20 protein-coding genes, 1 tRNA gene and 1 pseudogene are annotated in these 23,076 nt (G+C 23.0%); 12 read left to right on the top strand and 10 right to left on the bottom strand.

What is annotated here, in order from left to right; all coding sequences use genetic code 11:
* The first annotated feature begins 184 nt into the window (after positions 1 to 184).
* The 6 genes and pseudogenes from fabZ (at position 185) to gap (ending at position 6,576) form a co-directional block, all read left to right on the top strand.
* Complete coding sequence (gene fabZ / locus H0H37_RS02660; protein ID WP_394798455.1) at positions 185 to 1,465, top strand: 3-hydroxyacyl-ACP dehydratase FabZ; 1,281 nt, start codon at positions 185 to 187, stop codon at positions 1,463 to 1,465.
* A 9-nt stretch (positions 1,466 to 1,474) separates the two neighbouring features.
* Entirely contained in the window at positions 1,475 to 2,068 is a 594-nt protein-coding gene (locus H0H37_RS02655) for an elongation factor P (RefSeq protein ID WP_185882406.1), read from the top strand.
* A gap of 13 nt (positions 2,069 to 2,081) precedes the next feature.
* Positions 2,082 to 2,999, top strand: coding sequence for a succinate--CoA ligase subunit alpha (gene sucD, locus H0H37_RS02650; RefSeq protein WP_185882405.1), 918 nt, complete (start codon positions 2,082 to 2,084; stop codon positions 2,997 to 2,999).
* 3 nt (positions 3,000 to 3,002) lie between these two features.
* Positions 3,003 to 3,616: pseudogene (pth, locus tag H0H37_RS02805) on the top strand (aminoacyl-tRNA hydrolase).
* A gap of 121 nt (positions 3,617 to 3,737) precedes the next feature.
* The gene (gene lepA, locus H0H37_RS02640) at positions 3,738 to 5,552 is read left to right on the top strand and encodes a translation elongation factor 4 (RefSeq protein ID WP_185882689.1); all 1,815 of its coding nucleotides are present in this window, start codon (positions 3,738 to 3,740) and stop codon (positions 5,550 to 5,552) included.
* 10 nt (positions 5,553 to 5,562) lie between these two features.
* Positions 5,563 to 6,576 carry a type I glyceraldehyde-3-phosphate dehydrogenase gene (gene gap / locus H0H37_RS02635; RefSeq protein WP_185882404.1) on the top strand — a complete coding sequence of 338 codons (1,014 nt, stop codon included), beginning with the start codon at positions 5,563 to 5,565 and terminating at the stop codon, positions 6,574 to 6,576.
* 3 nt (positions 6,577 to 6,579) lie between these two features.
* Here the strand turns inward: gap and H0H37_RS02630 are convergent, their stop codons facing one another.
* Positions 6,580 to 7,014: a type I restriction enzyme HsdR N-terminal domain-containing protein gene (locus tag H0H37_RS02630; RefSeq protein WP_185882403.1), complete on the bottom strand. Its 435-nt coding sequence runs from the start codon at positions 7,012 to 7,014 to the stop codon at positions 6,580 to 6,582.
* Between the two features lie 25 nt (positions 7,015 to 7,039).
* On the opposite strand from H0H37_RS02630, the gene H0H37_RS02625 reads away from it, so the two are divergent.
* Both H0H37_RS02625 and H0H37_RS02620 read left to right on the top strand, forming a co-directional pair.
* Positions 7,040 to 7,990, top strand: coding sequence for an NAD(P)/FAD-dependent oxidoreductase (locus H0H37_RS02625; RefSeq protein ID WP_185882402.1), 951 nt, complete (start codon positions 7,040 to 7,042; stop codon positions 7,988 to 7,990).
* Positions 7,991 to 7,995: 5 nt separating this feature from the next.
* Complete coding sequence (locus tag H0H37_RS02620) at positions 7,996 to 9,441, top strand: glycine--tRNA ligase (RefSeq protein ID WP_185882401.1); 1,446 nt, start codon at positions 7,996 to 7,998, stop codon at positions 9,439 to 9,441.
* Here the strand turns inward: H0H37_RS02620 and H0H37_RS02615 are convergent.
* From H0H37_RS02615 to H0H37_RS02605, 3 genes are all read right to left on the bottom strand, one after another.
* The gene (locus H0H37_RS02615; RefSeq protein WP_185882400.1) at positions 9,412 to 11,472 is read right to left on the bottom strand and encodes a phenylalanine--tRNA ligase beta subunit-related protein; all 2,061 of its coding nucleotides are present in this window, start codon (positions 11,470 to 11,472) and stop codon (positions 9,412 to 9,414) included. The genes H0H37_RS02620 and H0H37_RS02615 overlap by 30 nt on opposite strands.
* The gene (locus H0H37_RS02610; protein WP_185882399.1) at positions 11,469 to 12,647 is read right to left on the bottom strand and encodes a DNA polymerase III subunit beta; all 1,179 of its coding nucleotides are present in this window, start codon (positions 12,645 to 12,647) and stop codon (positions 11,469 to 11,471) included. The genes H0H37_RS02615 and H0H37_RS02610 overlap by 4 nt, the downstream gene beginning before the upstream one ends.
* Positions 12,648 to 12,667: 20 nt before the next feature.
* Positions 12,668 to 12,741: transfer RNA gene (locus H0H37_RS02605), tRNA-Met, on the bottom strand.
* A gap of 67 nt (positions 12,742 to 12,808) precedes the next feature.
* Between H0H37_RS02605 and pdxH the strand changes: the two genes are divergently transcribed.
* On the top strand, positions 12,809 to 13,459 hold the full coding sequence (pdxH, locus tag H0H37_RS02600) for a pyridoxamine 5'-phosphate oxidase (protein ID WP_185882398.1): 651 nt from the start codon (positions 12,809 to 12,811) through the stop codon (positions 13,457 to 13,459).
* Positions 13,460 to 13,466: 7 nt separating this feature from the next.
* Here the strand turns inward: pdxH and H0H37_RS02595 are convergent, their stop codons facing one another.
* A complete protein-coding gene (locus H0H37_RS02595) occupies positions 13,467 to 13,733 on the bottom strand; it encodes an HU family DNA-binding protein (RefSeq protein ID WP_185882397.1) in 267 nt (88 codons plus the stop codon).
* Positions 13,734 to 13,836: 103 nt separating this feature from the next.
* On the bottom strand, positions 13,837 to 14,868 hold the full coding sequence (locus H0H37_RS02590) for a methionyl-tRNA formyltransferase (RefSeq protein WP_185882396.1): 1,032 nt from the start codon (positions 14,866 to 14,868) through the stop codon (positions 13,837 to 13,839).
* Positions 14,869 to 14,959: 91 nt separating this feature from the next.
* Between H0H37_RS02590 and H0H37_RS02585 the strand changes: the two genes are divergently transcribed.
* From H0H37_RS02585 to H0H37_RS02575, 3 genes are all read left to right on the top strand, one after another.
* Entirely contained in the window at positions 14,960 to 15,193 is a 234-nt protein-coding gene (locus H0H37_RS02585; protein ID WP_185882395.1) for a DUF2795 domain-containing protein, read from the top strand.
* A 9-nt stretch (positions 15,194 to 15,202) separates the two neighbouring features.
* A complete protein-coding gene (locus H0H37_RS02580; protein ID WP_185882394.1) occupies positions 15,203 to 18,304 on the top strand; it encodes a preprotein translocase subunit SecA in 3,102 nt (1,033 codons plus the stop codon).
* Positions 18,305 to 18,518: 214 nt separating this feature from the next.
* The gene (locus H0H37_RS02575; RefSeq protein ID WP_185882393.1) at positions 18,519 to 19,076 is read left to right on the top strand and encodes a SanA/YdcF family protein; all 558 of its coding nucleotides are present in this window, start codon (positions 18,519 to 18,521) and stop codon (positions 19,074 to 19,076) included.
* Here H0H37_RS02575 and menD read toward each other — a convergent pair.
* Genes menD through speB form a run of 4 tightly spaced genes read right to left on the bottom strand, consistent with a single transcriptional unit; the run spans position 19,073 to position 23,071 of the window.
* Complete coding sequence (gene menD / locus H0H37_RS02570) at positions 19,073 to 20,752, bottom strand: 2-succinyl-5-enolpyruvyl-6-hydroxy-3-cyclohexene-1-carboxylic-acid synthase (protein ID WP_238785485.1); 1,680 nt, start codon at positions 20,750 to 20,752, stop codon at positions 19,073 to 19,075. The genes H0H37_RS02575 and menD overlap by 4 nt on opposite strands.
* Before the next feature lie 17 nt (positions 20,753 to 20,769).
* Entirely contained in the window at positions 20,770 to 21,510 is a 741-nt protein-coding gene (fabG, locus tag H0H37_RS02565) for a 3-oxoacyl-ACP reductase FabG (RefSeq protein ID WP_185882392.1), read from the bottom strand.
* Positions 21,507 to 22,223 carry a (d)CMP kinase gene (cmk, locus tag H0H37_RS02560; RefSeq protein ID WP_238785484.1) on the bottom strand — a complete coding sequence of 239 codons (717 nt, stop codon included), beginning with the start codon at positions 22,221 to 22,223 and terminating at the stop codon, positions 21,507 to 21,509. The genes fabG and cmk overlap by 4 nt, the downstream gene beginning before the upstream one ends.
* Positions 22,220 to 23,071 (bottom strand): agmatinase, encoded by an 852-nt coding sequence (speB, locus tag H0H37_RS02555; RefSeq protein ID WP_185882391.1) that lies wholly within the window; start codon positions 23,069 to 23,071, stop codon positions 22,220 to 22,222. Before speB ends, cmk begins: the two co-directional genes overlap by 4 nt.
* Positions 23,072 to 23,076: the final 5 nt, after the last annotated feature.

Genomic DNA, 23,076 nt, shown 5'->3' with positions numbered 1-23,076 from the left:
ATTTTATTTTGATTAAATTTTAATTTTTAAGTAAATAATAATACATCCAAGAATAAATCCTATTAAAAAAAAATATAAAACGTTTTAACATAATAACACCAAGTTTAATTTGTGTATTTAATTTAGTAATTTTTTTTATGTTATAAAATAGTTTGAATTTGATAATTTTAAATAAAAAAGTATTTTGAAAAAGCAAAAAACTATTTCAAAAATAATTTCTTTAAAAGGAGTAGGATTGTATACAAATGAATATGTTACAATGACGTTAAAACCAGCACCTGAACATACTGGATTTATTTTTATAAGAAAAGATATAGAAAATCATCCATGTATTCAAGCAAATTTATCATATGTAATTAATGAAACAAATAAAGGAATTATTTTAAAAAATCAAAATGGATATTTAGTTCGTACGAGTGAACATGTACTTGCCGCTTTAACAGGGATGGATTTAGATAATATTATAGTAGAATTAGATAATGTAGAAATTCCTATTATGGATGGATCTTCTAAATATTTTGTAGAAGCTATTGAACAAGCTGGAATGATAGAACAAAATGCTGATAGAGAATGTTATTATATAAAAAATGTAGTTTCTTATCAAGATAATAAAACAGGTAGCGTCATTTTTGCCTTTCCATCTAACAAGTTTGAAATAATGACGATAGTAGATTTTGATTTAAGTTGGGTTAGTGTTCAAAATTCTGTATTTAAACATATAAATCAATTTAAAAATAATATAGCAAGTTCAAAGAGTGTTTGTTTTTTATATGATAGACCAATAAAATGTGATGATACAGAAACATCTAATAAAAAACAATCATTTTATAATTATAATCAGGAAATTGCTAATCATTTTCTTTTAGATCTTATTGGATATTTAACTTTAATTGGAAAAAAATTAATAGGTAAAATAATTGCTTATAAACCATATCATTCAATTAATGTAAAATTTGCTAATAAACTTATTAGTGAAATTAAGCAACAAGACAATCATAATATTAAATTTAATTTGACACAAAAACCAATTTGTGATATTAAAAATATAATGAAAATCTTACCCCATAAACCTCCATTTTTATTGGTGGATAAAATTTTAGAATTAAAAGATAATTATGTAGTGGGAATTAAAAATGTAACAATAAATGAACCATTTTTTATTGGACATTTTCCTAATGAACCTATAATGCCTGGTGTGTTACAAGTAGAAGCAATTGCACAAGTTGGAGGTGTTTTAGTTTTGAGTAAAGTAAAAAATCCAGAAATATATTCTACATATTTTTTACAAATAAAACAAGTTAAATTTAAAAAAAAAGTAATTCCTGGAGATATATTAGTTATTAGAGTAATTTTAAAAAATCCTATAAAAATGGGCATTGTACATATGGAAGGAAAAGGATATGTGAACTGTCAATTAGTTGTTGAAGCAGTAGTAATAGCAAAATTAGTAAAACAAATAGTATAATAAAATGTTATGTTAAAAAAAAAACTTTATGTACATATTAAAAAAGGATTATATATAAAATATAATAATGAAATTTATAAAGTAATTGATTTTATGCATGTCAAACCTGGAAAAGGAGATGCATTTATGAGGACTAAATTAAGACATGTTATTAATCAAAATATATTAGAACAGAATTTTCCTTCAAAACATAAAATACCAGAAGTTGAAGTAAAATCAAAAATTTATATATTTTTATATAAAATAAAACAATTATTTTATTTCATGAATATTGAAAATTATCAAACAATTCAAATTGATAATATATTTATGAAAAATATTGAATTTATCAAAGAAGGAATGAATTTTTATATTTATTTTCAAATTGAAAATAATATAAAAAGAATTTTATGTATTAAAATGCCATCTACTGTTATTTTGCAAATTAAAGATACCATTTCTGTAAAAAAAGGAGATATTATTCAAAAATCTAGTAAAATAGCTATTTTAGAAACTCTAAATACATTATTAGTGCCTGTATTTATAAATGCTGGAGAATTTATTAAAATTAATACATATAAAAAATCTTATATAGAAAGAATAAAAACAAAAAAAATAAAATAATTTATTATTTGTTATGAGTATTTTAGTTAATGAAAATTCTCGTGTAATTGTTCAGGGATTAACTGGTAAAGAAGGTTTATTTCATACTCAACAAATGTTGAATTATGGAACATTAATAGTTGGTGGAGTAACTCCAGGTAAAGGTGGTCAAATATCTTTAGGACTTCCGATTTTTAATACTATGGAAAAAGCTGTAAAGCATACCAATGGTAATGTAAGTATTATTTTTGTTCCATCTGCATTTGCTTCAGACGCTATTATGGAAGCTATTAGTGTTAAAATGAAAATTATTGTTTGTATTACAGAAGGAATTCCAATATATGATATGATTAGAGTAAAATCTTTTTTAAAAGGTAAGAACAGCTATTTAATTGGACCCAATTGTCCTGGAATAGTTTCGTCAGATAAATCAAAAATTGGAATTATGCCAAATATTGTTTTTAGAAAAAAAGGTAATATAGGAATTGTCTCTAGATCAGGAACATTAACTTATGAAGCAGCAGATCAAATATTAAAAATTGGTTATGGAATTTCCACAGCAGTTGGAATAGGTGGTGATTCTATTATTGGAATAAATATTAAGGATGTAATTAATTTATTTTTGCATGATATAGAAACTGAATGTATTGTTTTAATTGGAGAAATTGGAGGACAATTAGAGATAGATGCAGCAAAATGGTTTAAAAATTTACCAACTATAAATAAAAAACCTATAATTGGTTTTATAGCTGGTCAAACTGCGCCTAAAGGTATTACTATGGGTCATGCAGGCGCTATTATAGGAAAAGAAATTGAAACAGCACAATCAAAAATGAAAATATTAGAAACATGTGGTATACATATGGTAAAATCACTGTATGAAATTGGTATTAGAGTACATGAAATTATGTGCGATAAGATAAGAAGTAATAAAATCAATAATATATTATGAGATATGTATGATAATAATATAAAATATTTAATAATAGGATTAGGTAATCCTGGAAAAAGGTATAATTATACTAGACATAATATTGGATTTTTGATATTAGATAAAATATCTGAAAAGTATTCATTTACTTTTATAAAAAAAAAATTTGGATTTATTTCTTCAATGTTATCATATAAACATAAAAAAATATTTTTTTTAAAGCCTTATACATATGTTAATGAAAGTGGCCATGCAGTAAAATATTGGATGAAAAAAAAAAAGTGTCTTTACAGAACATCCTTATCATATTAGATGATATTTATCTTAATTTTGGCAATTTTCGTTTAAAAGGAAAAGGTGGAACTGCTGGACATAATGGATTGAAAAGTATTGAAAAAGAATTAGAAAATTCTAATTATGCACGTCTTAGATTTGGTATCAAAAATGATTTTTTGATAAAAAAATATAAAATAGAAGATTATGTATTAGGTACTTGGTATCAAAATGAATTAGAATATATATTAAAAAATTTAGATATTAGTATGGATATAATTTTTTCATTTGTAGTTCATGGATTAATATATACTATGAATCTTTTTAATCATAAATGTAAATTAAATAATAATATGATTAAATAATACCTTGTAGTTTAATTAAGTAGTATAGAATATAATATTAGTAATCCTATTGATTGAAATTGAATAGGTAATAATATTTCCTTATTTTACTTAAAGGTTTTTTTTAATTAATTTTTGTATGATTCGTTATATTCGTAATTTTTGTATTATAGCACATATAGATCATGGTAAAAGTACTTTAGCTGATAGATTATTAGAATTCACAAATACTATTATACCTTCTAATAACAACAAAAATCAGTTATTAGATGATATGGAATTAGAAAGAGAAAGAGGAATTACTATTAAAAGTCATGCAGTTCATATGAACTATAGTTATAAAAATAATATGTATACTCTAAATTTAATAGATACGCCTGGTCATGTAGATTTTTCTTATGAAGTTTCTCGTTCTATTGCTACTTGTGAAGGTGCTTTATTGGTAGTCGATTGTACACAAAGTGTTCAAGCACAAACTATATCTAATTTGTATTTAGCATTGAAAAAAAAACTTATTATTATTCCAATTATTAATAAAGTGGATTTATTAGATAATAATGACCCTAGATATGATAATACTATTTGTGAAATGATGGAATTATTAGGATGTAAATCTCATAAAGAGATTATATCTGTTAGTGCTAAACAAGGTATAGGTATTAAACAGGTATTAGAAAACATTATTACACAAATACCACATCCTAAAGGAAATTTACATTATCCTCTTCAAGCTATGATTTTTGATTCTGTTTATAATCCTTTTAAAGGAATTATTGCTTATTTTAAAGTAATGAATGGAGTGATAAAAAAAGGACAAAAACTTAGATTTATGTCCACTGGGAAAATTTATTATGCACATGAAATAGGTAAATTAAAATTAAAAAAAATAGCTCAAAATGAGATAATAACTGGTGATGTTGGTTATGTTGTGTCTGGAATAAAAAATGCGGATGAAGTGAAAGTTGGAGATACCATTACAAATGATAAAGATCCTGCATTAACATCTATAGATGATTTTGAAGAAGTAAAACCAATGGTATTTGCTAGTATTTATCCTTCTGATTCTAATGATTATGAGGAATTACTTTCATCAATGGAAAAATTAAAGTTAAATGATGCTTCTTTAATTTTTAATACCGTATCTTCTTCTGCATTAGGCTATGGATTTCATTGTGGATTTTTAGGAATACTGCACATGGAAATTATAAAAGAACGTTTAAAAAGAGAGTATGGATTGAATGTTATTATTACGGTTCCTAATGTGTCTTATAGAGTTTTTAAAAAAAATATTAATGGTTTTATGATCATCAATAATCCTTCAGAATTTCCTGATATGGAGAAACTGATTAAAATAGAGGAACCTTATGTTTTAGTTAATATTATAAGTAAAGAAAATTTTATAGGATCTATTATTTCTTTATGTATGGAAAAACGTGGTAATATGATTGGATCACATAAATATTTATCTTTTGGAAAAAGAGTTAATTTTTCGTTTGAAATGCCACTATCTGAAATTATGTTCGGTTTTTATAATAAATTAAAAACTATTTCTAGAGGATATGCATCATTTGATTATAATTTTTTAACTTATAAAAGTTCTGATTTAAAAAAACTGACTATATTTATTAATCATCAACAAATTGATCCTTTATCTATTCTTGTTCATAAAAATTATATGTTAATACGAGCAAAAGAAATTTGTCATGAATTATCTTTACTTATTCCAAAACATCAGTTTAGTATACCGATTCAAGTATCTATTTCTGGTAAAATTGTTGCAAGGGAGACAGTCAAAGCTTTAAGAAAGGATGTAACTGCTAAATGTTATGGAGGTGATATATCTAGAAAAAGAAAATTATTAGAAAAACAAAAAAAAGGAAAGAAAAAAATGCGTCAAATAGGTAAAGTAAATATTCCTAATTCTACGTTTATCAATTTTTTAAAAGTAAAAAATTAAAAATTTTATTATGTCTGTGATTAAAATAGGAATCAATGGTCTTGGAAGAATAGGAAAAATGGTGTTAAGTTCTATTATAGAAAAAGAAAATTTTCATATTGTTTCCGTTAATGATTTAGCGCCAATTGATTATTTAGCTTATATGTTAAAATATGATTCAATTCATGGAAAATTTAAAGGTGAAATTAATATAGAAGGTAATGATTTAATTGTAAATGGCAACAAAATAACAGTTACTAATGAAACAAATCCATATAATTTAAAATGGAATAAATTGGATGTTGAATATGTTGTAGAATCTACAGGATTATTTTTAACTAAAGAATTAGCTAGTCTTCATTTAAAATCTGGAGTAAAAAAAGTAATATTATCTGCCCCACCAAAAGATAAGGATATTCCTATGTATGTAATGGGTGTGAATCATCAAACATTCAAAATTCATCAGCCTTCTATAGTTTCTAATGCATCTTGTACTACTAATTGTTTAGCTCCTATTGTGAAAGTGTTAAATGATAATTTTGGAGTTATAAAAGGATTAATGACTACAATACATGCATCTACTGCAACACAAAAAGTAGTTGATTCTGTTTCTTCTAAAGATTGGAGATCTGGTAGATCATCATTAAATAATATTATTCCTTCATCTACTGGTGCGGCAGATGCAGTTGGAAAAATCATTCCAAGTCTCAATGGTAAATTAACTGGAATGGCTTTTAGAGTTCCAATATTAGATGCTTCTGTTTTAGATTTAACTGTTTGTTTAAAATCTTATACAAATTATAATGAAATTAAATCTAGTATGAAAATTGCATCTGAAACATCATTAAAAGGAATATTAGGATATACTGACGAATTAGTCGTTTCTACAGATTTTATAGGAGATATTAGAACTTCTATTTTTGATGCAAGTTCAAGTATGATGTTAAATTCTACTTTTGTGAAAATAATATCATGGTATGATAATGAAGTAGGTTATGCATATAAAATAGTAGATCTGATAGAGTATATTCATAATTGTTATTAATATTTATAATGGAATATCATCCATAAATAAATATTTTTTATGATATTTATTGATTTTCAAGATTAAATGTTTAATTCCATTACTAATCATTAAATATGGTGCTTTTATTTTTAGATTATATTTAGAAATTTGATCTAATGTTTTTTGTGTAATTGAAATATTTGGAGATTTACATTCAATCAATAAATATGGTTTTTGTTGTTTATAAACTAAAAGATCCAATCTATTATTTACATTATTAATTTGAAAAGGATATTCTATAGATATATCAGATGTTTTATAATGTTTTTGTTTTAATAAAAATATTATATATTGTCGCACTAATTCTTCTCCAGTAAATGCATAAAATTTTTTTCTAATATTGCAGAAGATATAAGTTTTTTTATTAACATAAGTTAAATATAAATAATTTGTAATAAAACAATTAAAATCTGACATATTAAAAACACAAAATAATGTTTTTATGTTTAAAAATAAAATCAACAATTGCGTAATTATTGGATCTGGACCAGCTGGATATTCTGCATCTATATATGCAGCACGTGCTGATCTTAATCCAATTATGTTTATGGGATCGATGCCAGGAGGACAATTAACGACTACACATTATATTGATAATTATTTAGGATATCCGCAAGGTATTAATGGTTCTCAATTTATGGAATTTTGCAAAGAACAAGCCAAAAAATTTAAGGTTATTTTAATTCCTAAAAATGTTATTCAAGTAGAATTATCTGATAAAAAAGGAGGTATACATTATATTTATTATAGTAAAAAAGAATATATACGAAGTATAGGGTTAATTATTGCAACTGGTTCTAATCCTAAATTGTTAGGTATAGATATAAAAAAAGAAAAAGAATTATTAGGATTAGGAATTTCTTTTTGTGCTACATGTGATGGATTTTTTCATAAAGGAAAAGATGTTGCTGTTGTAGGTGGTGGAGATACTGCTTTAGAAGAAGCTATTTTTTTATCTAAAATTTGTAATAATGTTTATCTTTTAGTAAGAAAAAATTATTTTAAAGCATCTAAAATATTGCAAACAATAATTTTTCAAAAAAAAAATATAAAAATTTTTTTTTGTTCTCATATTGTAAAGTTTATAGGTAAACAGTTTTTAGAAGGAATTAAAGTCTTTGATTCAAAAAATGAGAAAAGTTATACGATTTTAATTAGTGGATTATTTATTGCTATTGGACATGTTCCAAATACAAAAATATTTAAAAATCAAATTATCATGGATAATTTAGGTTATATTTCCGTTCAAAATGGGAATACATCTACTAATAAACCAGGAGTATTTGCAGCAGGAGATGTACAAGATCCTATATATCGTCAGGCTATTATTTCAGCTGGAACTGGATGTATGGCCGCATTAGATTTAGACAAATATTTGAATAATATTTTATAAAAAAAATGAATCAAACAAATTTGCATTTTTTAGTATCTCATGCAAAACATTATGGATTTATTTATCCTTCTAGTGAAATTTATGGTGGAATAAGTTCTATTTATGATTATGGTCCATATGGAATAGAATTAAAAAAAAATATCCAAGAATATTGGTGGAGATCTATGATTCAACTGCATGATAATATAGTTGGATTAGATTCTTCGATTTTAATGCATACTGATGTATGGAAAGCATCTGGACATATAGATAAATTTAATGATTTATCAATTGATAATAAAGATTCTAACAAGAGATATAGTCCAGAAATTCTAATCAAAGAATCTTTATTAAAAAACAATCCAAAAAATAAAAAAGAAATTTTAGACATATTGGATAAATATTTATTAAATAATAAGTTAGATGATATTGAATCTTTGATAAAAAAATTAAATATTTGTGATCCCATTTATGGATCACAAAATTGGACTAATATTCATTTATTTAATATGATGTTTAAAATAAATGAAACACAAGGAGGATTTTTTTTACGTCCAGAAACTGCTCAAGGAATTTTTACTAATTTTATTAATGTAAAAAAATCAATTAGAATGAAAATACCATTTGGTATTGCACAAGTGGGAAAATCATTTAGAAATGAAATAATAGCTAGACAATTTATTTTTCGTATGCGTGAGTTTGAACAAATGGAATTACAATTTTTTATTTCTCCAAAAGAAGAAAAAAAATGGTATAATTATTGGAAAAAATTACGTTTAAAATGGCATTTAGAACTTAATTTAGGAAATAATAAATATCAAATGATAGAACAAAAAAAATTAGCTCATTATGCAAGTTATGGAACAGATATAAAATTTAATTTTCCTTTTGGTTTTAAAGAAATAGAAGGTATACATTGTCGTACAGATTTTGATTTAAGAAAACATGAATGTTTTTCAAACAAAAAATTAAGAGTTTTTGAACAATCAAAAAACAATTATATTCCTTATGTAATTGAAACTTCACTTGGGTTAGATAGAATTTTATTAGCTATATATTCTTCTTCTTTAAAGTTAGAAAAAATACCCAATGGTAATAATAGGATTGTATTAAAAATTCCTTATTATTTGTCTCCTATTCAAGCAGCAATATTACCATTAGTTTCAAAAAAAGGTCTTCCAGAAATTGCAAAAAAAATATTTAATGATCTTAAAATAGATCATAAATTAATTTATGACGCAAAAACTTCTATTGGAAAATTATATAGAAGACAGGATGCTATAGGTACTCCTATTTGTTTTACTGTAGATTATGATACTATTAATAATAATACAGTAACTATGAGAGATAGAGATACTATGCAACAAAAAAGAATTCCAATAGCTTCCATCTCCCATATTTTAAGAGAAAAAATTAGTATGACAAAAATATTGAAAAAATTATTAGATATTTCTTCTAATATCGGCTCCTAATTCTTTTTTTAAAAAAATGATGATATTATCTATTAGATTAGTAATTATAGAATTAGTTAATGTTTGTTTGTTGCTTCCAAACCAAAATCTGATCATGTAAGATTTTTTTGAAATAGGTAAATTTTTACCTTCATATAAATCTGATATTTGTATATTTTTGATTAATTTGAGTTTATATTGTTGTTTTTTTAATGTTTGATAAATTGTCTCAAATAATATATTTTTATCTACTAAAATGGATAAATCTCTTTTTAAAATAGGAAATTTATAATGTTTATACAACGTGAAATTTTTGTTCTTGATAACTGATAATATAAAATATTCCCAATATATTTCTGCATAAACTACTTGTTTACCTTTTATATGATTTTTATAGATTCCTATTTCTGCTAAGTTATTTTTTTTATATATCATTAATATGCTATTGTGTAGTAATGGGTGATTAGAAATCTTTTGAGTATAATTTTTAATTCCAGTTTTTTGAAAAATTTGTTCTAAAATACCTTTTAAATATAAAAATAGATATTCAATAGAATTATTATTATTTTTGCTTTCTAATATACTTAATCCTAAATAATTTTTTTCGCAAAAATGATTTTTTTTATCATAAAAAATTTTTCCTAATTCAAAAAATTTTATATCATTATCAGTTTTATGAAAATTTGATTTCAAATTATTTATCATGCCAAAAAAAAGATTGGTTCGCATAGAATCGTAATGTTTATTAATTGGATTTTTAACATGAATAGATTTGATTTTCATATAAGAATTTAAATCAATGATTTCTTGATTTTTATCATTTATCATAGGTAAATTGATAACTTCTTGAAATCCATGATTTATTAATTGATTAGTTACTAAATATTTTATATTTTCGCTTGTTGTAGTGTTATTATAATAATAAGTATATGGATAAGTTTTAAGTTTATTATTATATTTATTTGTTATTTTATTAATACCATATATACGGATAATTTCTTCAATTAAATCTATTTCTCTTTTAATATCTATTCTATAAATAGGAATAAGTACTGTAAGTGATTTTTCATTTTCTTCTATAATTTTGATTACTAATAGTAAAATAATTTGTTTTATAATTTGTTTGGAAATTCGTTTTCCAATTACATCTATAATTTTTTTATAACGTATTGTTATTGGTATAGGATAAATGGGTTTTAAATAATTATCAATAATATTAGAAAAAAATATTTTTTTATTATTTATTTTTTCTAGTAAAAAAATAAATCTACTTAAAGCACGTAATGTGTTATTAGGATCTATATTTTTTTCTAAAAACCTTATTGAATCATTCTGTATAAAATTATGTAAATCAAAATGTTGAATATTTTTATACGGTAAATTGATACATAATAGTAAAATATTTTGATTTATGTTTTCATTTATTAATTGATTATTTCTAATTAATAATGGTTTTGCTATATCATATATTATCATACATTTGGTATGATTGGTATGAACTTCTACTTGATTTTTTAAATGGATGTTATTTGTTAATTTAATGAAAATTTTTTTACCTTCTATTTGATCTATATTTAAAATTTGTATAGGTTGTCCTAATTCATACATAATAAAATTTGTAAGATCAATAATATTATTAATTGATTTAATTCCAATAGATTCTAATATAGTTTGTAACCAAGGTGGTGATTTATCAATTTTTGTATTAAAAATTATTATATAAGAATATCTTATACATTTAATAGTTGGATCAATTGATATTTGAAAATTATTTTGTTTTAAATTTTCATTATCATGATATTGATATACTTTTGGTGTATTAAGAAATAATACATTTTTTTTATAATTTTTAAATTTTAAAAAAGCATATAAATCTCTTGCTATACCATAATAACTAATGGCATCAGGACGATTAGGAGGCATTTCAATATCTATTATATTGTTTTGTATATTTTTTACTAGAAATCCTAGATTTATTAATATATCGGATATTTTTTTTATATTGAGATTAAAATTAATATATTGTTTGAGCCAATTATATGATATTTTCATATTATGGACATAATCAAAATTTTAATTAATTCTTTATTATTTCTATTAACGATTGGTTTTAACAATCCAATATTTTTATCGCAAGAAAATTCAAAATTGATCAAATATTCATCTATAGATGATAAAATTTCTATTAAAAATTTAGTATTAAATCTCATGATAATTATATTATGATTATTATCTAATAATTTAAACTTACATTTAATAATGGAATAATTATTATTGATTGACGCTTCTTCATATATTTTTAATGTATTTTTAACCTTATTTTTAAAAGAAAATCTAATAATACAAGGATTATTATTAGATAATATATAAATTCGTTTAATAGAATTTAAAAATAAATTTTTATTTATTATAAATGATATGTCAGTTCTTGTTGGAAATATTGAATTAAATGTTATAGATGGATTATTAAAAGATTTACAAAAAAATATATTGTTTTCAATTTGAAACTGAACGATATTTTCTTGATTATATTTTTCTATTACCATAATAATTTGTTTAATATGTAATTTTTGTTTTAAAATATTATGTAATTTTCTTAAAGAAGAAAAATGAATAATTAATTCTATAGGTAAATTATTAGTAAAGTTATTATGTGTAATAGTATATTGTATAAGTCTATAAGTATCAGTAGATATAAAATTATATACATCAGGAGTTAATTGAAAAACTACTCCATTTATAATATATTTTAAGTGTTTCAAATATTGTTTTTCATAAAAAAACAAAGTATAATTTAAAATTTTTAATAAAATAGAATAAGAAAAAACAATTTTAATAATTGGTTTATTCTGATAATCACTTATTATAGGATAAATCAAATGTTTTGTATCATTATTCCTATAAATAGGAAGATAGTAAGAATCTTGTTTATATAAAATTACTAATATATTTTTTCTTTTTTCTACTAATAATACAGTGTCATTTATAAATGTTTGAAGAAAATTTATCATTAACGTTATAGAAATTGATATTTGTTCCTTAGAAGTTTGTTCTATACATGTTTGTATTTTAGTTATAAAAACAGAATTTGTATTTGATATATAGATAATTAATTCCTTATTATTACTTGCTAGAACAACAAAATATAAATTTTTTTTACAATTTGAAATTTTATATAAAAAATATAGTTTATTTAACAAAGAAGAACTACAAATATAAAATTTCATATTATTTTAAATAAAAAAAATAGCGTGAGGGGGAATTGAACCCCCGACCTTTGGGTTATGAGACCAACGCTCTATCCAACTGAGCTATCACGCCAATTTATGAAATACACTTAATTTTTTTGTTAAGTTAATATATTTTTACTTAAAGAAACTAGTTATTTATGGATTTAAGCAATTATAGAAAAAATTATGAATCAAGAAAATATTTAATAGAACAAAATATTCCTACCATTCCAATTGAATTATTTCATTCTTGGTTTCAAGAAGAAAAAAAAATGTCTTCTAATGATCAAGAAGTAAATACAATGTCAATATCAACAATTGGAAAAGATGGTGCACCTGAAACAAGAATTGTCTTACTAAAACAATATTCTGAAAAAGGATTTATATTTTATACTAATTATTTAAGTGCTAAAGGATTAGCAATTCAACAGAATCCACAAACATGTATTTCTTTTTATTTTTATAATACAAATAGACAAATATTAATTAAAGGAAAAACTTTTAAATTAAATATTCAACAATCAGATAGATATTTTAATGAAAGACCAAGAGAACATAAGATTGGAAGTTGGGCATCTAAACAAAGCACTATTATTCCTTCTAAAGAATATTTATTAGATCAATATAACAAATGGAAAATTTTTTTCAAAAAATGTATAATAATAAAACGTCCTTTTGATTGGGGAGGATATATAGTAAAACCATATAAAATGGAATTTTGGCAGGGACAACCATATAGACTTCATGATAGATTAGTCTATTATTTAGAAACAGATAAAAAATGGAATGTCTTTAGATTATCTCCATAATAAATTATTACAATTTTGATAATTCTGATCCTATTTTAAATTTAGCTACTTTTTTTCCAGGAATATGTATTTTTTGTCCTGTTCTAGGGTTCACCCCTTTTCTTGGATTTCTATCTATTACAGAAAATGTTCCAAATCCTATTAAAGTCACTTTATTCCCTTGTTTTAAAGATTTAATGATTGTTTGTATAAAACTTTCTATGACAGTTTTAACGTCGTTTTTTGCAAGTCCTGTTTTCTCAGAAATAGAGTGTACCAATTCGGTTTTATTCATATATAATTTATAGTTAAGTTATTTTTTAATATAAAATAGCAAATATAATTAAAGATTTGTTATATATTATTAATGATTGATTGAGGTTTATGTTTAATTTATTTTATTTAACAAATATATTTGTTTTAATTTTTATTCCATTAATGATATTTTTTACAGACATTTTTGTTTTTCCTTCTATTTGTCCTTCAAGAATAGATATAAATCCTTTTTTTGCTGATATTTTCATTTCAAATGCAGAAATTGTGACTAATCCAATTGTATATAAATGAGGTACTAATATTTTTTTAGATAAAAATATTTTAAATCTATAAAATTTGTTTTTAATAAATAAATAAGTCCATGCTGTTGGATAAGGACTTAATCCTCTTATTTTGTTATATATAACATCTACAAATGATGTTTGCCATTGAATTCTGCAGTCTTCATTATATATTTTTCTAGCATAAAATAAAGATGTAGATGTAGATGTAGATGTAGATGTAGATGTAGATGTAGATGTAGATGTAGATGTAGATGTATTATCATGTGTTTGTTTTTTTATTATGACTTGGTCTAAAGTTTTGACAATAACATCTCCGCTGATTTTTTTTAGTTTATTTTCAACTTCTCCATATGTTTCATTTTTTCCAATATGTATTTTTTTTTGTAATATAATATTACCAGAATCTATGCGATCATTTTTGATAAAAAATGTAGTTAATCCAGTGTGTGTTTCTCCATTGATAATTGACCAATGAATAGGAAATGGACCTTTATAATTAGGTAGTATAGATGCATGTAAATTTAAGGTTCCAATTTTTGGCAAATTCCAAATATGTTTTGGTAAAATTCTAAATGAAACAACAATTTGTATATCAATATGCCAGGATTTTAATGTTTCTATAAATGCAGTATCAAGAAAATTTGTAGGTTGTAATATTGGAATTTTATTTTTGATTGCATATTGTTTAATTTTATTATTAAATACAATGTTTTTATTTTTTTTTATGTATTTATCGGGATTAGTGATAATTCCTATTATATTATATTTAAGCATGTGTAATTGTTGTAATGAACATATAGAAAAAGATGTTCCACCTATAAAAACTATTCTAGGATATTTTTTTAGTTGTGAATTATTATATTCAATCATTTTTAATTTAAAATTGCTAATTTTATGTTTTTTTTAAAAATCATTTATTTTTGAAAATCAAACATATAATTTTTTCAAAAAATATAAATATATGTATTGGACTTTAGAATTAGCTTCTCATTTGGAAGATGCACCTTGGCCAGCAACAAAAGAAGAATTAATTGATTTTGCTATTCGTACTGGTGCTCCATTAGAAGTAGTAGAAAATCTTCAACAATTAGAAAATGTTGATGGAGAAGTTTTTGAATCTATAGAGGATATATGGGCTGATTATCCACGAGATGATGAAGATTTTTATTGGAATAGAGATGAATATGAATTATAAAATATAATCATGAAATTTTTTAAAACATTTTTAAAAAAATTATTCAAAAATAAAAATGATAGAGATCTTCATAAACTTAAACAGTTTTTGTTGAAAATCAAAATTCAAGAAAAAAAAATTGCTGATTTATCAGATAATGGCTTAAGAAAAAAAACTATAGAATTTAAAAATATAATACAATCGGCTATTTATCCTCTTTGTCAAAAAGAAAAAAAATTAATTGAAAAAACAAAAATGAGATCATGTTCTATTCATGATTTAGAACAAAGTTATTTAGAAAAAGAAAATATACAAAAAGAATGTTATAACATAGAACAAGAAATCTTACTTAAGATTTTACCAGAAGCATTTGCCGTCATAAAAGAAACTGCTAAACGATTCAAAGAAAAAAAAAAATTAATAGTAAAATCAACATTACTTGATGAAGAATTATCCAAAATAAAATCTTATGTAACGTTAAAAGATGGATATTCAATTTGGAGTAATGAATGGAATGCTCATGGAAAACATATTATTTGGAATATGGTTCATTATGATGTCCAATTAATGGGTGGTGTAGTTTTACATCAAGGAAAAATTGCTGAAATGGCTACTGGAGAAGGTAAAACATTTGTTTCTACTTTATCTGCTTATTTAAATGCATTATCTGGAAGAGGCGTACATATTGTTACAGTGAATAATTATTTATCCAAGAGAGATGCTAATTGGATGGGGCCTTTAATGGAATTTCATGGATTAAGAGTGGATTGTTTAGATAATTATGATTCTTATCAATTTAGTTTAAGAAAAAAAGCTTATTTAGCTGACATTACTTATGGAACAAATAATGAATTTGGATTTGATTACTTGCGTGATAATATGGCAATTTCACAATCATACTTAGTTCAAAGAGAATTAAATTATGCTATTATAGATGAAATTGATTCAGTATTAATAGATGAAGCTAGAACACCATTGATTATTTCCGGTCCAGTGAATTTTTATAAAGAGGAAAAACAAGAATTTAAATTTTTAAAAGAAAAAGTAGATCTTCTTGTTAAAGAACAAAAAAAGAAAGTTAAACAATTTTTACAAGAGTCTAAATATCTCATAAAATCTGGAAACAAACAATTAGGTGGATTGAAACTATTTCAATCATATAGAGGATTTCCAAAACAAAAATCTTTAATTAAATTTTTAAATGAAGATAAAATTAAAATTATTTTACAATATATAGAAAATATATATTTATTACAAAATAATGGAAAAGATTTAACAATAGTAGATAAAGACTTATATTTTGTGATAGATGAAAAACATAATACAGTAGAACTAACTGAGTTAGGATTTCAATTTTTATCTAAAAATATGTTAAATATTAATTTTTTTGTTGTTCCAGATATTAATGTAGAACTTGCTAAAGTAGAAACACAAAATTTACCTAAAAACAAGGAAATCAAAGTAAAAGATCAATTAATAAAAAATTTTACTATTAAATTACAAAGAATACATACTATCAATCAGCTTTTAAAAGCTTATACTCTATTTGAAAAAAATATAGATTATATAATTGTAGAAAAAAAAGTAAAAATTGTAGATGAACAAACTGGTCGTATTATGGAAGGTAGGCGATATTCAGATGGACTACATCAAGCTATAGAAGCAAAGGAAAATTTAGACATAGAAGCATCTAGTCAAACTTTAGCTAGCATTACTTTACAAAATTATTTTAGAATGTATCATAAAATATCAGGAATGACTGGTACAGCAGAAACAGAGGCTAGTGAATTATTAGATATTTATAAATTAGATGTAGTTGTAATACCTACACATAAACCTATTAAACGCATTGATTATCAAGATCTTATTTTTAAAACACAACGAGAAAAATACAATGCAATTTTAGAACAAATTATATATCTTTCTAAAAAAAAACATAGACCGGTACTTGTAGGAACTACTTCTGTAGAAATCTCTGAATTATTAAGTAGAACATTAAAATTTAGGAAAATTCAACATAATGTATTAAATGCAAAATTACATCATAAAGAAGCAGATATTATTGCAAAAGCTGGATTACCAGGAACTGTGACAATAGCAACTAATATGGCAGGAAGAGGTACAGATATTCAACTTTATAAAGATGTTGTACAATTTGGTGGTTTAGCGGTAATAGGAACAGAAAGACATGATTCAAGAAGAGTAGATAATCAATTGAGAGGACGTACTGGTAGACAAGGAGATCCAGGATCTTCTCAATTTTATATATCATTAGAAGATAATTTAATACGTGTATTTTTACATTCAGAAAAATTATCAAAATTAATGGATCGATTTGGACATAAAGATGGAGATATTATCCAACATCCTTTATTAACAAAATCGATAGAAAGAGCACAAAAAAAAATAGAAGACAATAATTTTAGTATAAGAAAACGTCTATTAGATTATGATGATGTAATTAATAAACAAAGGGAATTTATTTATAAAAAAAGAAAAAATGCATTGTGTGGGGAAAAGTTGAATTTAGATATTTCTAATATGGTATATAGTATATTATATTCTTTAATTGCAGTGAAAAAATCGTTGTTTGATTATAAACATCTAAAATATGAATTTCTTAATATATTTGGTGTGGATTTGCCAATCAAAAAAAAAGAATTTGTAGCTAATCAAGAACAATATATAATTAATTACTTACATGATATATTAATTGATTTATATGAAAAAAAGAAAAATCAAATTATTAACAAATATTTACATACAATATTGTATAACAATACTAATATAAAATATGATTATAAAATTAAATATATTTTTACAGATCATAATAAATCTACTAAAATAGTAGTAAATACTAGCAAAAAAGATATTATTAATAGTAATGGATATATATTATTTTCAATAATAGAAAAAAAAACTATATTATGTTTTTTAGATGATAAATGGAAGGAGCATTTACGAGAAATGGATAGTTTAAGACATTCAGTACAAAATGCAGTTTTTGAACAAAAAGATCCTTTAATTGTTTATAAGCAAAATGCTTTTCATTTATTTCAAGACATAGTTGATGATATTAATAAAAAAATTATTTCTTTTTTATTTAAATCATTTATATATAATAAAGAATGATACTAAAGAGTATAGATAGTGATGTTTTGATGATTTATTCACAAAAAACAAGTGTAATTATTAAAATTACAACATTGATTATACTTTATAAAGTTTAAGTAAATAATCATAATAATTTTTCAAAATTAATGAAAATCAACTGATTTATACAGCATATTTAGTTAGTAGTATTATTTATTGTAATGTAAACATCAAACGTAGAATTATTATCATTATGACTTATTTTATTGTTTCTTATTGTGGAATCAGTATTTTGTCAATGAAAAAAAATTATAATACGATTAATCAAATTCCATATAACACATATGGTGTTGTTTTAGGAACTTCTAAATATTTGCATGGAGGTGGAATAAATTACTATTTTAAATATAGAATAGATGCTGCAAGTTCTCTTTTTTTTAACGGTAAAATACGTTATATAATTGTGAGTGGAGATAATAGAGACAATACTTATAATGAACCTAAAATGATGAAAAAAGAATTAATAAAAAAAGGTGTTCCTTCTCGTTTTATATATGAAGATTTTTATGGTATCGATACATTACATTCTGTGTTAAGAGTTTATAAATTATATAATCAAATTAGATTTACTATTATTTCTCAAAAATTTCATAATGAAAGAGCTATTTTTATTGGTAATTGTTTAGGATTAGATGTGATTGGATTTAATGCCAAAAGTATTCCATTTCATTGTAAAATACAAATTAGAGAAATTTTAGCAAGAATAAAAGTGTTAATATATGTAGTAATTTGGATAATTAAAGGATGTTAAAAAATAAAAGATATATAATCATTAAATATTTTTTTATTATTGGTTTGTCTTGTATTTAATTCTAATAACATCGGTTTATGAGATGGATTCCAAAAAATAGATAAAACTTCTTTCAAAAGAACAATATTAGATACATATTTATATTTCCAATTATACATGTCACAAATTGGTTTTGCTGTTAAAGAATGTTTAGTTTCAAAAAAATCAAAAGTTTTTTGATTAATTTTTTTTTTGGTAATTAATTTAAAAATGTTTCCACCACCATTATTAATTAATATAATTCTAAAAAAATTTGGTGTATAATTATTCCATAATGCATTGCTATCATAAAAAAAACTTATATCACCAATTACTAAAGTTACTATTTTTAAACTATTTATAGAATATCCAATAGCAGTTGAAACACTACCATCAATTCCTGATGTTCCTCTATTACAATAAGATATCACAGAAGTTTTTTTTATATCCAACAATTGATAGTATCGTATAATAGTACTGTTGCCTAAATGTAAAATTGATTTTTTTGGTATAGAATTAAATATTAAAAATAAAACTTTTAAATCTGAAAAACTATTTTCTTTGTTTATAAAAATATTATTATTTTTTTTTCTTTTGTTTCTTAAATCTACCCATTTTTGTTTATAATTAGAATAATCATAATGTATATTTTGAAATATATTCAAAAATCTTTCAGGTATGATAGGCCAATAAATTGTTAGCTTATAATAAGTATCTGGATAATGTTTAGTTTCTTCTCCTATATGCCAATGATATTTAGGAGGATATTTTCGCATAATATATCTCATTCTATTAGATATAATATTGCCACCAATGGTTAATAACAGTTGAGGTTTTAAACTTAACCATTCTGTTAATGTCATCTTAAAAAATAATTGATCTATTGAAAAAAAGAAATTCTCGTATAATTGAGAAGAAGTTTCAGAAAATATAACAATAGAAGAATCTTTTTTTAGTAGTTTTATGATTTTTTTTATATTTTTATTTGGTGGATGTAATCCGATAAAAATTATTTTTTTTTTAGATTGTATCCATATTTTTTTTTCTTTTTGATATGAATAATTGACTATTGTATTTTCTACTGGAATTTCCTTGATAATTTTAGGTTTTACTTGTATATTATTTACTGTATCATAAAGGGGATCTGTAAAAGGAATATTAATATGGACAGGTCTATTTTTTTTAATACATTCATTAATAGCCTCATTAATTAATTTTTCATTATACCATAATCCTTTCTTAGATTCTTCTTCAGTTAATTGTACAGAATAAACTACATGATTTTGAAAAATATTTTCTTGATGAATAGATTGTCCTTCTAATAAATAAGATGTTTCTTGAGGTCTATCTGCAGTTAGAAAAATAAGTGGAATGTGTTGATAAAAAGCTTCAGTAAGTGCAGGATAATAATTAATAACTGATGTACCAGAAGTACAATTTAGTAATACTGGATTATTAATTTGTTGTGCCATACCAAGCGCAAAATATCCTGCAGAACGTTCATCTACAATACTATAAGTTTTAAAATTAGGATTCATTGTAAAATGAATAATAATTGGAGCATTTCTGGAGCCTGGTGATATTACAATATGAAAAATTGATTTTGAAATTAGGATAATTCCTAAACTCTGAACAATTTTTTTGTTTGAGTAAATCATGTATGTGTGTAAAATAACTAAAATAATCCTCCATTGACATGTAATACAGATCCAGTAATATAATCTGATAATTCAGAAGCAAGAAATAAACTTGAATTAGCTATATCTTGAGGAGTTCCAGCTCTGTTTAATGGAATATGATTTATAAAATTTGTTTTTATTGTATTAGGAAGATGCTCATTCATTTTAGTATATATATATCCAGGAGCTATAGCATTGCAACGAATATTTTTGGATCCAAGTTCTTTAGCAATCGATTTAGTGAATCCAATAATTCCAGCTTTAGAAGTAGAATAATTAGATTGCCCTGAATTTCCAGTACATCCAATAACAGAACTCATATTAATAATATTTCCTTTTCTTTGCTTTATCATAGGAATAATCGCATATTTAGTTAAATTAAACATAGAATAAATATTAGTTTTTATTACTTTATCCCAATTATGTTCCGACATTCTTAATAAAAAATTATCTTTTATAATTCCTGCATTATTTACTAATATATCTAAACGTCTATATTTTTCTATAGTTTTTTCTATCAATAATTTAGTTGCATCTATATTTTTTAAATCTATGTGATACGATTCAACAAAATTTTTTAATTTTAATTCAAAAGATAATTTATCAGCTTTTTGTTTAGAAGATAAAAAAGTAAAAATTACGAATGCTCCATGTTGTACAAATGTTTTGACAATAGAAGACCCAATATCACCAGAACCACCTGTCACTATTGCTATTTTTCCATTTAATAATTTCATTTATATAATTGTTTATTAATTAATTTAAGTATAATATGAAATTGTTTATCTATACTTAGATAAGTATTATCTATTTCAATACAATTTTTGGTAGGTTTTTGCAAAGGAGAATATTTTCTATAAAGATCCAAATTATCTCTATATAAAATATTATGTTTTACTTTGTCATAAGATATTATTTGTCCTTCTTTTTTTAATTCTTTATATCTTCGGAAAGAACGAATCTCAGTAGAGCCTTTCATAAATATTTTTATTTTAGCTTGTGGGCATATTGTTGTTCCTATATCTCTTCCTTCTATTACTAATCCTTTTTTATTATATATATATATTAATTTTTTTTGTATAATATTCAGTTTTTTACGTATTTCAGGAATACTAGCTAGTACACTAACCTTTTCTGTTACTTGTATAGATGTGATCTGATCTTGAACATTTTCATTATTTAAAAAAGTTTCTATTTTATTCATTTGTTTATTCCATTTAAATGTAAAATGTATATTATTTAAATAAGGAATAAAATTAGTTACATTCCATAAATCACTGTTAAACATTTTTTGTCTAATAGCTAATAAAGTAATACATCTATACATAGCACCCGTATTTATATAATAATATTTTAATTTATTAGATAATTGTTTGGCTAATAAACTTTTTCCAGAAGACGAATATCCATCTATAGATATAATTTGATTTTTATTAGTATTAGTCATCATATATTAAATTCAAATTTATAGGATAACAATTTGTAAAAAAGTTTTGCAACTAAAAAATCTGTAGAACATTCATTTTTATTTGGTGATAATTCTACAATATCAAATCCCACAACTTGTTTTTTTGTAAAAACTTGTTTTAAAAAAAATAATGTATTATACCATGACATACCACCTGGTTCAGGTGTACCAGTGGATGGTGCAATACCAGGATCAAAAACATCTATATCTATACTAATAAATATATTATTTGACAATTTGTTAATAGCTAGCTCCATCCATTTATTATTATTATAAATTTCATGAGTATAAAATATATTTCCTTTTTGAACATATTGTGTTTCTTCTATATCCATACTACGAATTCCTATTTGTACTAATGTGTATTTTTTTGAAGCCTCATACATAGAACAAGCATGATTATAAGGATTATTATTATAAATAGGACGTAAATCAGCATGAGCATCCATATGAAGAATGCTTAAATTTTCAAATAATTCTCCAAAAGCTCGAATACTTCCAATGGATATAGAATGTTCTCCACCTATGAGAGTAACAAATTTTTTTTTTAATAAATATTTTTTTGTAATATTATATATAATTTTATTAGGTGAATTATTAAATTTTTTTATAGAAGGAGCTAAAAAAATTCCTCTTTTATACACTTCAGAATTAGTTTCTATATCATATAATTCTAAATATTGAGATGCGTTTATAAAAGCATTTGGTCCATATTGTGCACCTTTTTGCCATGTTACTGTATCATCATAATGTATTGGAATGATAACAATTTTAGATGTTTCAAGTCTAGCATATTGTTGTGGAATTCCTGCAAAAGTTTTTGGATTCATTATAT

Source organism: Blattabacterium cuenoti, from assembly GCF_014252335.1.
GTDB lineage: Bacteria > Bacteroidota > Bacteroidia > Flavobacteriales > Blattabacteriaceae > Blattabacterium > Blattabacterium cuenoti_AL.
Note: the sequence above shows the minus strand (reverse complement) of the source record. Positions and strands in the feature narration are given on the sequence as shown.

What these genes read in the sequence shown, in the direction of transcription:
- H0H37_RS02655 (WP_185882406.1), top strand. Translation starts at nt 1,475, where the DNA reads ATGTTAAAAAAAAAACTTTATGTACATATTAAAAAAGGATTATATATA.
- sucD (WP_185882405.1), top strand. Translation starts at nt 2,082, where the DNA reads ATGAGTATTTTAGTTAATGAAAATTCTCGTGTAATTGTTCAGGGATTA.
- gap (WP_185882404.1), top strand. Translation starts at nt 5,563, where the DNA reads ATGTCTGTGATTAAAATAGGAATCAATGGTCTTGGAAGAATAGGAAAA.
- H0H37_RS02630 (WP_185882403.1), bottom strand. Translation starts at nt 7,014, where the DNA reads ATGTCAGATTTTAATTGTTTTATTACAAATTATTTATATTTAACTTAT.
- H0H37_RS02625 (WP_185882402.1), top strand. Translation starts at nt 7,040, where the DNA reads ATGTTTAAAAATAAAATCAACAATTGCGTAATTATTGGATCTGGACCA.
- H0H37_RS02620 (WP_185882401.1), top strand. Translation starts at nt 7,996, where the DNA reads ATGAATCAAACAAATTTGCATTTTTTAGTATCTCATGCAAAACATTAT.
- H0H37_RS02615 (WP_185882400.1), bottom strand. Translation starts at nt 11,472, where the DNA reads ATGAAAATATCATATAATTGGCTCAAACAATATATTAATTTTAATCTC.
- H0H37_RS02610 (WP_185882399.1), bottom strand. Translation starts at nt 12,647, where the DNA reads ATGAAATTTTATATTTGTAGTTCTTCTTTGTTAAATAAACTATATTTT.
- pdxH (WP_185882398.1), top strand. Translation starts at nt 12,809, where the DNA reads ATGGATTTAAGCAATTATAGAAAAAATTATGAATCAAGAAAATATTTA.
- H0H37_RS02595 (WP_185882397.1), bottom strand. Translation starts at nt 13,733, where the DNA reads ATGAATAAAACCGAATTGGTACACTCTATTTCTGAGAAAACAGGACTT.
- H0H37_RS02590 (WP_185882396.1), bottom strand. Translation starts at nt 14,868, where the DNA reads ATGATTGAATATAATAATTCACAACTAAAAAAATATCCTAGAATAGTT.
- H0H37_RS02585 (WP_185882395.1), top strand. Translation starts at nt 14,960, where the DNA reads ATGTATTGGACTTTAGAATTAGCTTCTCATTTGGAAGATGCACCTTGG.
- H0H37_RS02580 (WP_185882394.1), top strand. Translation starts at nt 15,203, where the DNA reads ATGAAATTTTTTAAAACATTTTTAAAAAAATTATTCAAAAATAAAAAT.
- H0H37_RS02575 (WP_185882393.1), top strand. Translation starts at nt 18,519, where the DNA reads ATGACTTATTTTATTGTTTCTTATTGTGGAATCAGTATTTTGTCAATG.
- menD (WP_238785485.1), bottom strand. Translation starts at nt 20,752, where the DNA reads ATGATTTACTCAAACAAAAAAATTGTTCAGAGTTTAGGAATTATCCTA.
- fabG (WP_185882392.1), bottom strand. Translation starts at nt 21,510, where the DNA reads ATGAAATTATTAAATGGAAAAATAGCAATAGTGACAGGTGGTTCTGGT.
- cmk (WP_238785484.1), bottom strand. Translation starts at nt 22,223, where the DNA reads ATGATGACTAATACTAATAAAAATCAAATTATATCTATAGATGGATAT.
- speB (WP_185882391.1), bottom strand. Translation starts at nt 23,071, where the DNA reads ATGAATCCAAAAACTTTTGCAGGAATTCCACAACAATATGCTAGACTT.